This is a genomic window from Actinomadura sp. 7K507 (assembly GCF_004348425.1).
In the GTDB taxonomy this organism is placed as follows: Bacteria; Actinomycetota; Actinomycetes; order Streptosporangiales; family Streptosporangiaceae; genus Spirillospora.
In genome coordinates, this window is record NZ_SMKK01000230.1 from 1 (window position 1) to 15,188 (window position 15,188).

The following is a 15,188-nucleotide window of genomic DNA, read 5'->3' on the forward strand; positions in this document are numbered from 1 at the left end:
AACAGCACCGGGCGGTGGCGACCCGCTATGACAAGCTCGCCGTCCGATACCAGGCCACCATCGAGGTCGCTGTGATCGACATCTGGCTCCGATCAGTCACCAAGACCACTTCTTAAACACGGCCTAGGCGGGCATTGTCATCGGGCAGCAGCTCCTCATCCGCGACTCGTTTATCCCAGTCGCCTGGCGCGTCGTCCGGGGTGTCGGCGTCGGTGTTTTCCGCGTCCTCCGCCTTCTCATCACGGCCACCGCCTTGTTCACACTGGGGCTCCATTGGCCCAGGGCCCTGTGCAGTGGGCGTGGTGTCGCGTTCGCCGCTCGGTTCGCCGTCGGCGTCCCCGGCCTCGATGCGTTGCGCGGTGCTGGCCTGCTGCGCTTCGCGGGCGCGGGCGAGGCTCTCCAGGCGGGACGGTTGCCCGGGTGATCCGGGATTGTCGGGCGGTGGTGTGTACGAGCGCTCTTGGGAGGCGGGCTTGTCGGTGGTCTCCGCGCGGTCGGTCTTGGTGTTGTCTTCCACGCCCACGCTCGCGGCCCTTTCGCTGGGGGATGCGAACCGCTCCATCAGGGCATAGGTCGGGCGATTCGCCGGGCGTGTCCCTTGATGCGCGGGGCCTGACGTCGGGCCACACCGGCCCCCATGTAACCGCACACGTCCGAACTTTGCACGCACGGAGATGAGCGCGTAGGCCTCACCCGTTGGCGTGATCTGTCGGTCCGCTCCGTCAAGGTGGACTCATGCGCTTGGTAACCGATGAGGAGCGCCGGGCCCGGTTGGGTGTGCGCCATGCTCTCGCGCGATCGGCCAGGGTGGCCTGCCCCGAGGAGGCCGGCCGCGCGGTGGTGTGTCTGCACGCCACCGACCCGCCGAGCGTGCACCTGTCGTGCTGGGCACGGATCGACGACCTGGCCGTCGATGACGTCGAGCGGGCGCTCTACGACACACGTTCGCTCGTCAGACAGCAGTCGATGCGTGAGACGTTGTTCGTGTTCCCCCGTGATCTCGTGCCGGCGGTGTGGGGGAGCGCGTCGGCTCGGGTGGCCGCTGTCCACCGCAGACGACTGGTCAGGGACCTCGAACGTTGGGGGCCGGCCGATGACGGGCAGGGCGCCGCCTGGCTCGCGACCGCGGAGAAAGCAGTGCTGGCCTGCCTGGCCGACGGTGTGGCGCGGCCGTCGAAGCGGATACGCGAGGAGGTGCCCGAGGCCGCCGGTGTCATCGAGCAGGCTCCGGACAAGTCCTGGGGAGGACGGGTCGCGATCGCTCCGCGAGTGCTCACCCAGCTGAGCCTGGACGGCTCGGTCGCACGCGCCGGCAACGCCGGTGCCTGGTACACGAGCCGCCCGACATGGACGACGACACAGGCTTGGTGGGGGCAAGCGGTGCCCGTGGCGCTTGACGCGCGGCAGGGCTATGCCGAGCTGGTGGCTCGGTGGCTGTGGTCGTACGGACCCGGCACCGTCGAAGACCTCGCTTGGTGGCTCGGCGGCACCAAGTCCGTAGTCCGTACCGCGCTGGAAGACATCGGCGCGCAGAAGGTGTACCTGGACGGGGGCTCGGTCGGTTGGCTGCGCGAGGACGATCTCGACCCGGTCGTCGCCGCTGCGCCGTGGGTCGCGCTCCTGCCGTTGCTCGACCCGACCGTGATGGGCTGGAAGGGACGAGCCTTCTACCTCGGTGGGCACGGACCTCAGCTGTTCGACAGTGCCGGCAACGCCGGGACCACCGCCTGGGTCGACGGCCGCGTCGTCGGTGCATGGGTACAGGACCCCGGCGGTGTGGTGCGGCTGCGGCTGCTTGACGACGATGTCTCCCCGGCGGCTCACGAGGCGTTGGAGACCGAAGCGCGCCGCCTCAGCGAGTGGCTCGACGGCCAGCGGGTCTTCGCCGTGTACCCCTCACCGGCTATGCAGCCCGGCGCCGGTCGCTGACGAAGGGGCCGCCGCCTCGGGTGGTGCGCGTTTCCTCTGTGCCCGCGGCCCGGTTCGCGCCCCTGAGGCCGGTCTGCGGATCACGGGTACTCCTGGGGTGCTGGCGATGAGGCGGGCGTGGACGTCGGCGGGATCGGCAGCGTGCTGCGCTGGTCAGTGGGAACTCCGCGGAAACGCACGCACGGGAACACTCGTTCGAGTACGCTCAGTGATGTGGCAGATGCGGACGGCGAGGATGGTGGTGGCGGGAACGCCCGGTACTCTTACCGGCTGCGGTTGTCGTCGACCGCTGAGCGTGCGCTGCTGGCCGAGTGGGATCGCTGCCGGTGGGTGTGGAACGAGTGCGTGGCCCGGTCCAGGGCCGCTTACCGGGCGGGTGAGGCGTGTGGTCCGGCGGGGCTGGACAGGATGCTGACGGGCTGGCGCTCGGGGAAGCGGTGGCTGGGTGCGGGCGCGTCGGTGCCGCAGCAGCAGGTCATCCGGGATTTCGGCAAGTCCCGCGCCAAGGCGCTGAAGGACATCGCTAAGGGGCTGCCCGTCAAGCAGCGGGCGGGGTTGCCCCGGTTCAAGAAGCGGGGGTTGGCCGCCCCGACGCTGAACTACACCCGCCGCGGGTTCCGCCTCAAGGAAGGCCGCTTGCTGTTGGCGGGGGGCATCGGCGTGACGGTGGTGTGGTCGCGGGACCTGCCCGCTGCCCCGTCCTCGGTGCGGATCTCCCGCGACTGCCTCGGGCACTGGTACGCCTCGTTCGTCGTGGCGGCGCAGCCCGAGCCGCTCCCGGCGACCGGGAGGGTGATCGGTGTCGACTGGGGCGTGACCCAGGTCGCCACCACCACCAGCGACACCCACGACCTGCCGCACCACGAGCACGGCCGCAAGGCTCAGGCCCGCCTGGCGCACTACCAGCGGCAGATGGCGCGGCGCCGCGCCCCCAAGGGTAGGCAGCAGTCCAAGGGGTACCGCGCGGCGCAGCGGCAGGCCGCCAAGGCCGCTCAGAAGGTCGCGCGGCAACGCCAGGACGATGGCCGCAAATGGGCCAAGAAGGTGGCCCGCGACTTCGACGCGGTCGCGGTCGAGGACTTCCGCCCCAAGTTCCTGGCCAAGAGCACGATGGCGCGAAAGGCCGCCGACGCCGCAATCGGCCAGGCTAAGAAGGCCCTGATCGAGATGGGCCGCAAACACTGCCGGGACGTCCGCTTGGTGGATCCGGCGTACACCACGATGGACTGCGGCCACTGCGGAGCGAGAGCCAAGCACCGCCTGCCGCTGTCGGAACGCATCTACACCTGCACCGCGTGCGGGACGTCCCGTCCCAGGGACAAGAACTCCGCGCGGGTGATGCTGGTCCGGGCGGGTCTGGACCCGGACGGTGCCGATGGCGCAAGACCTGCTGCCCCGCCGGGGCGAGAGGCGGCCTGAGCCGTGAATCCCCGCACATCTCATGGCGGGAGGGGACTCGAAGAATCCCTCCTGCCAGGGAGGGGAGCAGTCAACGGACCCGAAGCACTCACCACCCAGTGGAACGCACCCGGATCCTCGCCGACGCCACCGGGCAGGACATCGCCTTCGTGCGCCTGACCGAGGACGACGAACGCGCCCGGCTACGAGGCTACGGATACGACGAGGACTACGTGGAGTTCGGAATCCAGCTGGCCGTGAACCCGCCCGATGCCGGCGGCGTGGTCCTGCCCACCGTCGAAGACGTCACCGGGAAGCCCGCACGCACCTTCGCTCAGTGGGCGCGGGAGAACGCCGGGCGGTTCCGCAGCGCGCCTTAGTGGTCGCAGGGGGTGGGGCCCGCGTGTTCGTGGGGGGTGACCGCCTCGACCACGTGGCGGGGGCCGTGCGGGTCGTCGCAGTGGCCGTTCCCGCCCGCGGGCTCCTCCACGTGGTCGACCTCCAGGGTCGTGTGGGTGATCCCGTACGAGTCGCGCAGTAGTTCCTGCAGGTCGCGGCGGACGGCGTGGCAGTCGCCCCCGGTGTCGACGAGCACGTGCGCCGACAGCGCCGGGTAGCCGGAGCTGACCTCCCACACGTGCAGATCGTGGACCTCCTCCACGCAGGGGCGCGCGGCGAGCCTGGTCCCGAGTTCGGACGGGTCGATGCCCGCCGGCGCGGCCTCCATGAGCACCCGGCCCGCGTCCCGCAGCAGCCCGTATCCGGCCTTGAGCATCAGCGCCGCCACCAGCAGCGAGGCGATCGCGTCGGCGCGGGCGAAGCCGGTCGTCCACACGACCAGGCCCGCGACGGCCGTGGCGATGAACGCGAACAGGTCGTTGAGGATGTGCTGGAACGCGCCCTCGACGTTCAGGCTGCGCCGGTCGGCCTTGCTGATCAGCACGGTCGCCGCGACGTTGACCGCGATGCCGACCAGGGCCGTCCAGAACACGAACTGGCCTTCGACTTCGTGCGGTTCGATCAGCCGCCGGACGCCCTCGTAGACGAAGAACACGGCCAGCAGGATCAGGGTCAGGCCGTTGAGCTGCGCCGACAGGATCTCCGAGCGGCGCAGGCCGTAGGTGTAGCCGCCCTTCGGCGGGCGGGCCGCGAGACGCATCGCGAACAGGGCCAGCGCGATCGCGAACGCGTCGGTCATCATGTGCGCCGCGTCGGTGATCAGGGCCAGCGACCCGGAGATGAAGCCGATCACCACCTCGCCCGCCATGAAGACGAGGATCAGCGCCAGCGCGGCGCTCAGCAGCCGGCGGTCGGCCCCCTGCGACACGGTGTGCCCGTGACCGTGACCGTGCCCGTGTTTGGGCCCGTGCTTGGACCCGTGACCGCGCTTGTCCGGCCCGTGCTTGTCCGGCCCGCTCTCCCGGTCCCCGATCATGCGCCTTCTTCCTCCCCGTGGCCGACGTGGGTGAGGGCGAGATCGAGCAGCAGCCGGATGTGCGAGTCGTCCAGCCGGTAGTAGGCCATCCGGCCGGCCCGGCGGACCCGGACGACGCGGTTGGCGCGCAGCAGGCGCAGCGCGTGCGAGACCGCCGACTCCGAGTGCCCGCAGGACGCGGCGATGTCGCAGACGCACATCTCGCCCCCCTCCAGCAGCGCGGTGATCACCCGCAGCCGTCCGGGGTCGGACAGCAGCCCGAACACCTGCGCCAGGTCGGCGATCGTCTCCGCCTCCGGCAGGGCGGCGGTGACGACGGCGACCTTCTCGGGATCGACCACCCGGACGGCGCAGGCGTCGGCGGGGGCGACATCTGAAGCACTGCTCATATGAGCAAATATACCGCATGGGAAGTCAGGAGGCCGCCGGGGCCGCCTCCTCGGACGGCGGCAGCGAGACCGGGCCGCCCGGGTCGCCGCCGGGTTCGCCCGTTCCACCGGTGCGTTCGTTCGGCAGACCTCCGTCGTCTCCCGTACCCGGGTCCTGCGAGGTCATGCCCGGTGAGGCGGGAGCTTCGCCGTCTCCGGTGCCGGGCGGCGGCGTGCCGGGCGAGCCGGTGCCCGACGGGTCCGTGCCGGGCGTCTCGGTGCCCGGCGACCCGGTCCCGGGAGGCTCCATACCGGAGTCGGACGGCGACGGCGAGTCGCTCGCCGTACCCTCGGTCTCGGTCGCGGGCAACTGGATCGGCGGCCCGTCGGCCTCGCCCTCGGTCGCGCGCGGCCGCTCGAATCCCATGGTGCCCTCGGGATCGACCAGGACGAAGGTGACGATCGTGCCCTTCTTTGCGTCCCTCGGCTGGATCTTGGTCACATTTCGCTCTTCGAATCCCGGCCAGGACCGGCCAGTGAAGGACGCGCCGTCCGTGGAGATCTTTTTCTCCGGCAGGGTCAAGGGATTCCCACAATTGCACTTCACCGCGGGCACCCCGTGACCGTTGACCAGAACGCCCATTCCGGCCTGCAGAACGGCGGGCCCGCCGGTCGCCTTCCCGTCGCGGAAGCCGTGGTTGGTGACCAGCGTGTCGGTGCGCAGCAGCACCGGCGTCAGCCGCGACACGTACCTCGGGATGTCGCTCACCGGGATGCCCTGCACGTCCGCCCAGGCCTTCGCCTTGCCGGGGTTGGCCTGCAAGAACGCGATGAGTTTCTGCTGGTCGCACGTCGCAGACCGCCGCGTCCCACCGTACAGGCCGGGGGAGTCCCCGGTCGCCGTCCCACCCGTCCGTGGACGCTCCTTGACCTCGATCTTGTCGGTATTCGACATCGTCGTGTACGGATCCGGGCCCGGTGTCCCGACCGTCAGCCGGGTGATGGTCGCCCCCGCGTCCCCGCACCCCGCGAGCGTCGCCGCCGTCAGCGCCAGTGCCGCGACCGCCGCCGCCGCTCCCTTGGGCCGGACAATTGGTGAATGGATCTCAGCCATGCTCAGTCTCTCCCGCTTCGGGCTCCCCGTATCTATACTCTTTGATGCCGGGCGGAGTGGATTTGTGCCCGGTGGAATGCCGGAATTTTTTATCACCGGCCGAGCGGCCGGCATCGGGGAACCCGACGGGGGTGCGAATGGCGAGCCCGATTCCCCTCACCGCGGCCGACCCGGCCCGCCTCGGCGGTTGGGAGCTGCTCGGCCGGATCGGCACCGGCGGCCAGGGCGTGGTGTACCTCGGCCGCCCGGTGGAGCCCGACGCCGGGCCGTCCCGCGTCGCCGTGAAACTCCTGCACGCCCAGCTGCTCGGCGACGCGAACGCCCGGGAGCGGTTCGTCCGCGAGCTGGCCCTGCTGCAGCGCGTCGCCGGGTTCTGCACCGCGCAGATGCTCGCCGCCGACATGGCCGGCGACCGCCCCTACATCGTCAGCGAGTACATTCCGGGACGGTCGCTGCGCACGCTGGTGCAGGAGGAGGGGCCGCGCGGCGGAGCCGACCTCGACCGCCTCGCCATCAGCTCGGTGACGGCGCTGTCGGCCATCCACCGCGCGAACGTCGTGCACCGCGACTTCAAGCCGCAGAACGTCCTGATGGGCCCGGACGGGCCGCGCGTGATCGACTTCGGCGTCGCCCGCGCGTTCGACGCCGGCTCCACGCTGACCAGCCAGGTCGTCGGCACCCCCGCCTACATGGCGCCCGAGCAGTTCTCCGGCCGCGTCGGGCCGGCCACCGACCTGTTCGCCTGGGCGGTCACCCTGCTGTTCGCCGCCACCGGCCGCGACCCCTTCGCCGGCGGCCCGCTGCCCGCCGTCATGTACAAGATCATGAATGAGACGCCCGACCTGGGCGTCCTGCCCGGCCCGCTCGCCGAGGTCGCCGCCGCCTGCCTCGCCAAGGACCCGAAGGCCCGCCCCTCCTCCGAGGACGTCCTGCTGTGGCTCCTCGGCGAACGCGACGCGAACGCCCGCCGGGGAACCGCGACCGAGTACCTCCCCGGCCCCACGGTCCAGAACCCCGGCCCAACGGTCCAGGCGTCCGGTTTCACGGCCCCCGCACCCCGCCACACCGGTTCCGCGCCGGGCCTGGGACCTCGTGAGGGCGCGCCCACCGCCGGGTTCACCCAGACCCCGGACCCGGTGACGATCCGGCAGCCCGCCCCGGACGCCCACGCCCCCAGGGCGCCGCAGACACGACAGGCCCCATGGCCGCAGGACATCGCCCCACCGGCCCCGGTGGCGCCACCGCCCAGGCCGCACCGGACCCTGCGGCGAGGCCCGGCCCTGGTGTCGGGACTCATCCTTGCCGGGGTCCTCGCGGCATTGGACGTCGCCGCCCTCGCCATCCTGATCGCCAGGCCGTCGCTCAGCGAGGGCGCACGAGGCGGGCTGCTGCCCGTGGTCGCCTCCTCGTTCGGTGTGGTGGCGGTGGTGACGCTGGTCGCGGTGATCCTCGCCTGGCGCGGCAGCCGCCCCGCCGCCTGGACGGTGATGGCAGCCCGCGTCGTCCGCGTCGCGATGTGGGGCGCGTGGGGAGCGCTCGTCGAGATCCAGGCGTCCGCGCTCGCCGGGCACGCCGTCGTCACCGCCGTCGTCGTGCTCCTCCTCGCCCGCGGCCTGTCGAAGTCACCCACCTGACGGCCCGGCGTCACTCACTCAGGCAGTGTCGTCCGCGCGGTGTCGCTCGCCCGGTTTCACTTGATCGCAAAGTGTCGGCCGCGCTCACGCAGCGTGGCTCGCGCGGCGTCAGTCACATGGTGCGTTCGGACCACTCCTTCAGGTCGCGGCGCTCGATCGCGGCGGCCATCAGGCCGGGGAACGCGTCGGGCGTGCACGCGAACGCGGGCACGCCCATCGCGGCCAGCGCCGCCGCGTTCTCGTGGTCGTAGGCGGGCGCGCCCTCGTCCGACAGGGCGAGCAGCACCACGACCTGCACGCCCGCCGACGTCAGCGCCGCGCCCCGCCGCAGCAGCTCGTCCCGCGCCCCGCCCTCGTACAGGTCGCTGATCAGCACGAGGATCGTGTCGTCCGGCCGCGCCACGAGGCCCTGGCAGTACGCGACGGCCCGGTTGATGTCGGTTCCGCCGCCGAGCTGCGTCCCGAAAAGGACCTCCACCGGGTCGTGCAGCTGCCCGGTCAGGTCGGCGACGTTCGTGTCGAACACCACCAGCGACGTCCGCAGCGACCGCATCGACGCCAGCACCGCGCCGAACACGCTCGCGTACACCACCGACGCCGCCATCGACCCGCTCTGGTCGATCGCGAGGACCACGTCCCGCTTGACGGCCTGCTGCCGCCGCCCGTACCCGACGAGCCGCTCCGGGACGAGGGTCCCGTGCTCGGGCAGGTAGTGCCGCAGGTTCGCGCGGATCGTCCGCTCCCAGTCGACGTCGGCGAGCCGCCTGGGGCGCAGCATCCGCGCCGACCGGTCCAGCGCGCCGCCGATCGCCGACCGCGTCCGCTGCGCCAGCCGTCGCTCGAGATCGTGGACGACCTTGCGCACCACCGCCCGCGCGGACTCCCTGGCCCGGTCGGGCATCACCCGGTTCAGCGACAGCAGCGTCCCGACCAGGTGGACGTCCGGCTCGACGGCGTCCAGCATCTCCGGCTCCAGCAGGAGCCTGGTGAGGTCGAGCCGCTCGATCGCGTCCTTCTGCATGACCTGGACGACGCTCGACGGGAAGTACGTCCGGATGTCGCCGAGCCACCGCGCCACCGAGGGCGCCGAATCCCCGAGCCCGGCGCCGCGCCGTCCCGGCCGTGGCCGCCCCTCGTCGCGGCCGGCCCCGTAGAGCTTCTCCAGCGCCCCGTCCATCCGGGCGTCGTCGCCGGTCAGCGTCACCCCGGTCCCGTCGGCCTTCTCGCCCCCGAGGACGAGCCGCCACCGCCGCAGCCTGTCGTCCCGCTCGTCCGCGCCCTCGCCGCTCACGCCGAACCCTCCTCGCTGTCGGTGCGGCCCCGCCCGCCGGGCGGAGACGCGAGGTGCCCGCCATCGACGCGGACGGCCGGTGGTGTGGTCATGGGCGCGGCCAGCCGAGGATCCGCAGGGCCGTGTCCGCGGCCGGGGCCGCGCGGGTCTCGTCGAGGGCGTCCTCGGCCCGGTCGAGCTCATGGGCGGGGGCCTCGTCCAGGCGGCGGAGCCGCTCGCCGATCGACCGGCGCTCGGCGTCGGCGTAGGCGCCGAAGGTGCGGCGCAGCAGCGGGAGCACGTCGGTGAACGAATCGTCCGGCAGGCCGGAGATCCAGTCGTTGACCAGATGCAGGAGCGCCTCGTCGTGCATCAGGATCAGGCCGCCGCCCGACAGGAAGCCCTCGACCCAGGCGGCGGCGCGGTCGGGCGCCGTACCGACGGACACGGCCCGCGCCATCCGGCCTTGGACGTCGCGCAGGCGGCCCGCGTCCAGGAGGAGCCTGGTGAGGCGGCCCTCGATCAGGCCGTGCAGGGTCTCCGGGCGGGCGACGAGGCTCTCCAGCGTGCGGCGCCAGCGCTCGACGTGGCCTTCGTCGGCCAGCAGCGACAGGGCGCTGTGCACGGCGTCGACGTGGCCGAGGAACTCGCGGGCGGCGTCGTCGTCGAGGCCGGTGATCGCGGGAGGGAGCCCGACGCAGATCCGCACGACGAGGCCGTCGACGACCGTGCGGAGCGGGCCCGTGGACGTGTCGCGCACGTCGCCGTACCGGAGCGCGCGGACGAGGGCGGGCATCGCGGACATCAGGTGCGCGACGTCGGTGTCGACCGCGGCCCGGTCGGCGAGGGCCCGCATGACGGTGGGCAGCGCGTCGCCGAGGTCGGCGAGCAGGCAGCGCTCCGCCACCGAGGTCAGATCGGCGAGCGCGGTGGCGTGCGCGGCCAGCGCCTCGGCGCGGGCCGTGGTCGCGCCGCGGACGGTGGTACCCCACGCGCTCGCCTCGATCAGCTCGATGTCGAACTCGGGCCGCCACGCCAGCGTCCACGTCTCGCGGAACGTGCCCTTGGAACGGCCCGTCTCGGACGGGACGCCCCAGTCGACGTCCAGCAGCCGGAGGCGGTGCAGGAGGCGGCTGCGTTCCAGGTCCGTGGGCTTGCGCAGGTCGAGGTCCTGCTCCTTGTCCAGGGCGGACGGCTTGAGCCGCAGCCGCCGCTGCTCGGCCTGGAGGTCGCGCTGGAGCGGGACCATCGGGGTCCGCTCCGGGACGGCGCCGAGCCGCTCACCGACGACCATGCGCCGCTGGATCAGCTCGACCGGCAGGTCGGCGCCCTCGCACAGCACGGCCCGGGTCGCCTCGGTGACCTCGTCCAGCCCGGCCAGCGGGCGCCCCCGCAGCGCGGCGAGCGTCTCGGCGAGCCGGACCGCCTCGATCACGTGCGCGGAGGAGACGTGCAGGTCCTCCTCGCGCAGGACGCGGGCGGCGGCCGTCAGCCACCGCTCGATCGGACGGTCCCGCGCCGCGAACAGGTGGTGGTACCAGCCGGGGGACCGGACGCCCGCGCCGTAGCCGGAGCGTCCGGCGAGCCGCCCGTGCGTCCACGGCACCCACGTCATCGCGATCCTGGCCTTCGGCAGCCCGCGCAGCGTCCGGTCGTCGTGGGCCGCCGGGACCCTCGCCCGGACGGCGGGCACGTGCCACGCGCCGCACACCACGGCGACCCGCTCGTGCCCCTCCTTGAGGGTGCGGCGCAGCGTCCGGCGCATGTGCGCCTCGCGCTGCTCCTCCCGCCGCAGATGGCCGGGCGGCAGCCCCGCCGGCGCGGACCCCTCCGGCAGTGCGGCCAACTGCTCGCGCAGCTCGGCCATGGCCTCCGCGATGGCCGGGAACGGCGACGGGCCGCCGCCGCGGTGCTCGACGACGTCGTCCCACCACCGCTCGGCGTCGTCGTATCCGGCCGCCTTCGCCAGCCACCCCAGCGGATCGAGCCGGATCCCCTCCGCCGCCTCCCCGGACGGCTGCTCCCGCGCCTCCTCCTCCCCGGACGGGACGAGTTGGTTCGCCGCCGGCAGGTCGCAGAAGCGGACGGGGACGCCCGCGCCCAGGGCGTACCGGACCGCCTGCCATTCGGGACTGAACTCGGCGAACGGCCAGAACGCGGCCTTGCGGTCGCCGTCGCCGGGAGCGGGGGCGGGGGAGTAGGCCAGCAGCGCGACCGGCGGCACCATCCCCGGCTCGCCCGCCAGCTCCACGATCGGGTCGGCCTCGGGCGGGCCCTCGATCAGCACCGCGTCCGGCTTGAACTCCTCCAGGGCGCCGCGCAGCGCCCGCGCCGAGCCGGGCCCGTGGTGACGGATCCCGTAGACCTCGACGTGGCTCAAGACACCTCCCGGCACGCGCGGTAGAAGTCACGCCATTCCGGACGGTCGCGGACGACCGCCTCCAGGTACTCCTGCCAGACCACCCGGTCGGACACAGGGTCCTGGACGACGGCGCCGACGATCCCGCCCGCCACGTCCGGGGCCCTGAGCACACCGTCGCCGAAATGCGCCGCGAGCGCCAGCCCGCTCGTGATCACCGAGATGGCCTCGGCGGTGCTGAGCGTCCCGCTGGGCGACTTCAGCTTGGTGCGCCCGTCGCTCGTCACCCCGGAGCGCAGCTCGCGGAACACGGTGACGACGCGGCGGATCTCCTCCAGGCCCGCCGGGGACTCGGGCAGTTCCAGCCCGGCGCCGATCTGGTCGACGCGCCGCGCCACGATGCCGACCTCCTCCTCGGCGGACTCCGGCAGCGGCAGCACGACGGTGTTGAACCGGCGGCGCAGCGCGCTGGACAGCTCGTTCACGCCCCGGTCGCGGTCGTTGGCCGTGGCGATGACCGTGAACCCCCTGCGCGCCTGGACCTCGGTGCTCAGCTCGGGGACCGGCAGCGTCTTCTCCGACAGGACGGTGATCAGCGAGTCCTGGACGTCGGACGGCATCCGGGTCAGCTCCTCGATGCGGGCGACGGCGCCACGCCGCATCGCCCGCATCATCGGGCTCTCCACCAGCGCCTTCTCCGACGGTCCCTCGGCGAGCAGCCGCGCGTAGTTCCACCCGTAGCGGATCGCCTCCTCCGCCGTGCCCGCCGTCCCCTGCACGAGCAGCGTGGAGTCGCCGCTGACGGCGGCCGCGAGATGCTCCGACACCCACGTCTTCGCCGTCCCCGGCACGCCGAGCAGCAGCAGCGCCCGGTCCGTGGCCAGCGTCGCGACCGCGACCTCCATCAGCCGGCGCTGCCCCACGTACTTCGGGCTGATCGCCGTGCCGTCGGGAAGGTCGCCGCCGAGCAGGTACGTGATCACCGCCCATGGGGACAGCCGCCAGCCGGGCGGGCGGGGCCGGTCGTCGTGCTCGGCCAGCCGCGCCAGCTCGCCGGCGTACTCCTGCTCGGCGTGCGGACGCAGAACCGGATCTTCGGTCAAGGGATCAGCTCCTTCAACATCTCATCGCGGAAGCGCAGGGTGGTGATCAGGTCGGTGACGGCTCGCGGGGCGGCGGCGCCCTGCTCGGCGACGATCACGTCCAGGCGGGACGTGACCGCGGGGTCGAGCCGCTGGTCGGCGAGCCGGCACAGCTGGACGATCAGGTGCTCGTCCCGGCGGGTGGGACGTTCGGCGGACGCGCCGAGGGTCGCGACCACCGCCGACGCGAGCGCGCCCGTCCACGGACCCGGCACCCGTTCGAGGACCCGCAGCAGGTCGGGCCGCCCCTCCACCCAGCGGATCAGGTCGGCCGCCGCCGGGTCGCGCTCCCCCTCGGGCAGGACGGACAGCAGGTCGGCGAGCGCCTCCGGCTCGTCGACCATCACACCGCCCTTGAGCAGCGCCCGCGCCCACCCGGCGTCGCGCTGGCCCAGGGCGGCGCGGGCCCACCCGATGTGGACGTCGCGCCCATCGGCCTCGGATTCGTTCTGGGGGGACGGGCCTCCGGAATCCCCGGCGAAGGCGGTGATGGGAAGGCACACGATCTCCATGGGCGGCAGCTGGAACAGCTCCGTCCAGGTGGACAGGGGAGTGCGGGCGAGGATCTCGCGCAGCCACGCGGCCCTCGTCCCGACCGGCCCGCCGCCTCTCGGCGCGAACGACCCGCTCGGATGGAACGGGACCCCGTCGCGTGCCATCTCCTCGTCGTGGTCGCGCGGCGGATCGACCCGGATCCACGTCTGCCTCCGGCCCCGTACCGTCCGGGTCTCGGGGACCAGGCAGCCGCGGGCGCGCGCCGCCATCCGCTCCCCGTACGCGGACCCGGGCAGGCGGGCGAGCAGGTCGGACGCGATCTGCCGCACGTCCTTCCCGCGATCCTCCAGGGCCGCTTCGAGGAACTCCTCGTCGGCCGGGGTCAGCCCGTGCCCGAACGTGGCGAGGAACGCCGCGCGGTCGGGCGCGGGCTCCCCGGCCCACGTCTCGCCCAGCAGTTCCCTGGCCCGCTCGGGCTCGGTCCCGCGGAGCGCGGTCAGGTAGGCGACCCGCCGGTTGCGCGTCCCGGTCTCCCACACCTCGGGCCCGCCGCCGGGATCGTCGCCGGAGCCGACCAGGTACGCCCAGTCGGTGTTCTGGAGCGCCAGCCACACGCCCCGCCGGCCGGACGCCCGCGCGACCGGCGACCGCAGCATCCGGTCGCCGCGCCCGCGTTCCAGCAGCTCGGGGAGCAGCTGGGCGGGCACCCGGAAGCCGCGCGCCGCCGCCGCGTCCAGCCATTCGGGCAGCACCCGGATCTGCTCGCCGCTCAGGATCCGCCGCAGCCGGACCGCCGCCGCCCCCGGCACGACGGGGACGTCCTCCACCGGGGCGAGCGCCACGGGCACGGGCGCCGCGTCCGAAGGGACACGCCCCGCCCGCCGCCGGACGGCCAGCAGCGCCGCCTGGTCGAGCAGCCGCCCGGCCTGGTCTCCTCCAGGACCCCCTTCGGGCGGGGCCTCGGGCAGCACGGGCGGGTCACGGCGCTCGGTGCCGAGAAGAGCCGCGGTGACGTGCTCGTTCCACACGGTCACAGGACCACCGTCCCCTCGGTCCCGTGCCACGCCACCAGCGGGCGCAGGCCGCGCGAGCTCCACTCGCCGGTCATCGTGACCGGCCCGCCGCCCGACAGCGCGAGCAGCCGCCACGGATCTCCCATCCGGAGCGGGAGCGCGTCCCCGGCCTCGTCGATCACGTACAGGTCGCCTCCTCCGGCACGGGCCAGGCGGACGTTCTCCAGCGTCGCGGGCCAGCGGTCCAGCCAGGGGTCGAGCGCGAGCGCCGCCGCGTGCTCGTCGAGGAACCCCCGGACCGGCGTCCCGGCGGGTCTGCCCGGCACCGCGGCCCCGAACCGCTCGGCGACCAGGGCCCGGAGCGGCTGCGAACCCGGGTAGAAGGCCAGCTCGGCGTCGACCTCGGTACCCACGATGAGCGACGCGTCCAGGGACGTGCCCGGCGCGGCGAACGACAGCACGAGCGCGGGACGGCCCGTCCGCCGCCCCCGCAGCCACACCCGCCGCGTGCTCAGCAGGTCTTGCGCGGTGTCCCGCGACCCGGTCGCGCACCAGAGGTCCCGGACGCGCTCCCCGCCGGTGACGACCTCCTCCTGGGCGACGGTGAACCCGATACGGGAACGGACGGTCTCCCGGAGCCCCTCCGGCAGCTCGTCCCGCCGCTGGTGGGCCCGGACGAGCAGCCGCAGCAGCGCGTACTCCTCCAGCAGCCGATCGGGCCAGCCCGGCGACCGGGGTATCGCGGCGAGCCCTCTGACGTGCCCGGCGAGGCCGCCCGCCTGCGCGTCGACGAGCCGCCGCGCCGCGTCGTCCCACAGCCGGTAGGGGGCCTTCTCCGCCCGCGCGAGCCCGTGCGCGACCTGGTCGCGGAGCCACTGGTCGAGCTCGGCGAGCCCGTCGCCGACCCGCCGCTCCCGCCGCTCGGCCGTCTTCGGGTCTTTGGCCTTGGCGGCCGGCCCGGTCCGCCGCCGCTCCGCCCGGTCGGTGCGCTCCCGCCGCTCCTCGATCCACTCTGCGGCCCACCCCGGACG

Annotated in this window: 13 protein-coding genes; 4 read left to right on the forward strand and 9 right to left on the reverse strand. The window is 73.5% G+C overall.

Annotated features, from left to right (window positions below; all coding sequences use genetic code 11):
• Window positions 1–112: 112 nt before the first annotated feature.
• Window positions 113–523, reverse strand: coding sequence for a hypothetical protein (locus E1285_RS35960; protein WP_132159056.1), 411 nt, complete (start codon window positions 521–523; stop codon window positions 113–115).
• 212 nt (window positions 524–735) lie between these two features.
• Here E1285_RS35960 and E1285_RS35965 point away from each other — a divergent pair, with 212 nt between their 5' ends.
• The 3 genes from E1285_RS35965 (at window position 736) to E1285_RS35975 (ending at window position 3,707) form a co-directional block, all read left to right on the forward strand.
• On the forward strand, window positions 736–1,929 hold the full coding sequence (locus tag E1285_RS35965; protein ID WP_132159057.1) for a winged helix DNA-binding domain-containing protein: 1,194 nt from the start codon (window positions 736–738) through the stop codon (window positions 1,927–1,929).
• 213 nt (window positions 1,930–2,142) lie between these two features.
• Window positions 2,143–3,348 carry an RNA-guided endonuclease TnpB family protein gene (locus E1285_RS35970; RefSeq protein WP_132159058.1) on the forward strand — a complete coding sequence of 402 codons (1,206 nt, stop codon included), beginning with the start codon at window positions 2,143–2,145 and terminating at the stop codon, window positions 3,346–3,348.
• A 98-nt stretch (window positions 3,349–3,446) separates the two neighbouring features.
• On the forward strand, window positions 3,447–3,707 hold the full coding sequence (locus E1285_RS35975; RefSeq protein WP_132159059.1) for a hypothetical protein: 261 nt from the start codon (window positions 3,447–3,449) through the stop codon (window positions 3,705–3,707).
• Here the strand turns inward: E1285_RS35975 and E1285_RS35980 are convergent.
• The 3 genes from E1285_RS35980 to E1285_RS35990 are packed head-to-tail and all read right to left on the reverse strand — an operon-like array spanning window position 3,704 to window position 6,244.
• Window positions 3,704–4,762: a cation diffusion facilitator family transporter gene (locus tag E1285_RS35980; protein WP_132159060.1), complete on the reverse strand. Its 1,059-nt coding sequence runs from the start codon at window positions 4,760–4,762 to the stop codon at window positions 3,704–3,706. The genes E1285_RS35975 and E1285_RS35980 overlap by 4 nt on opposite strands.
• Entirely contained in the window at window positions 4,759–5,151 is a 393-nt protein-coding gene (locus E1285_RS35985; protein ID WP_132159061.1) for a metalloregulator ArsR/SmtB family transcription factor, read from the reverse strand. Before E1285_RS35985 ends, E1285_RS35980 begins: the two co-directional genes overlap by 4 nt.
• A 25-nt stretch (window positions 5,152–5,176) precedes the next feature.
• Window positions 5,177–6,244, reverse strand: a complete 1,068-nt coding sequence (locus E1285_RS35990) for a DUF6777 domain-containing protein (protein WP_132159062.1) — start codon at window positions 6,242–6,244, stop codon at window positions 5,177–5,179.
• Window positions 6,245–6,381: 137 nt separating this feature from the next.
• Between E1285_RS35990 and E1285_RS45975 the strand changes: the two genes are divergently transcribed.
• Window positions 6,382–7,878, forward strand: a complete 1,497-nt coding sequence (locus E1285_RS45975) for a serine/threonine-protein kinase (RefSeq protein ID WP_243723281.1) — start codon at window positions 6,382–6,384, stop codon at window positions 7,876–7,878.
• A 112-nt stretch (window positions 7,879–7,990) separates the two neighbouring features.
• Here E1285_RS45975 and E1285_RS36000 read toward each other — a convergent pair whose 3' ends face one another.
• From E1285_RS36000 to E1285_RS45980, 5 genes are all read right to left on the reverse strand, one after another.
• Entirely contained in the window at window positions 7,991–9,169 is a 1,179-nt protein-coding gene (locus E1285_RS36000) for a VWA domain-containing protein (RefSeq protein WP_132159063.1), read from the reverse strand.
• Window positions 9,170–9,257: 88 nt separating this feature from the next.
• Window positions 9,258–11,528 carry a DUF5682 family protein gene (locus E1285_RS36005; protein ID WP_132159064.1) on the reverse strand — a complete coding sequence of 757 codons (2,271 nt, stop codon included), beginning with the start codon at window positions 11,526–11,528 and terminating at the stop codon, window positions 9,258–9,260.
• Window positions 11,525–12,610 carry an AAA family ATPase gene (locus tag E1285_RS36010; RefSeq protein WP_132159065.1) on the reverse strand — a complete coding sequence of 362 codons (1,086 nt, stop codon included), beginning with the start codon at window positions 12,608–12,610 and terminating at the stop codon, window positions 11,525–11,527. The genes E1285_RS36005 and E1285_RS36010 overlap by 4 nt, the downstream gene beginning before the upstream one ends.
• Complete coding sequence (locus tag E1285_RS36015) at window positions 12,607–14,178, reverse strand: DUF5691 domain-containing protein (protein ID WP_132159066.1); 1,572 nt, start codon at window positions 14,176–14,178, stop codon at window positions 12,607–12,609. Before E1285_RS36015 ends, E1285_RS36010 begins: the two co-directional genes overlap by 4 nt.
• A partial coding sequence (locus tag E1285_RS45980; protein ID WP_165966906.1) for an SWIM zinc finger family protein occupies window positions 14,175–15,188 on the reverse strand: 1,014 nt, incomplete at its 5' end. The genes E1285_RS36015 and E1285_RS45980, both read right to left, overlap by 4 nt.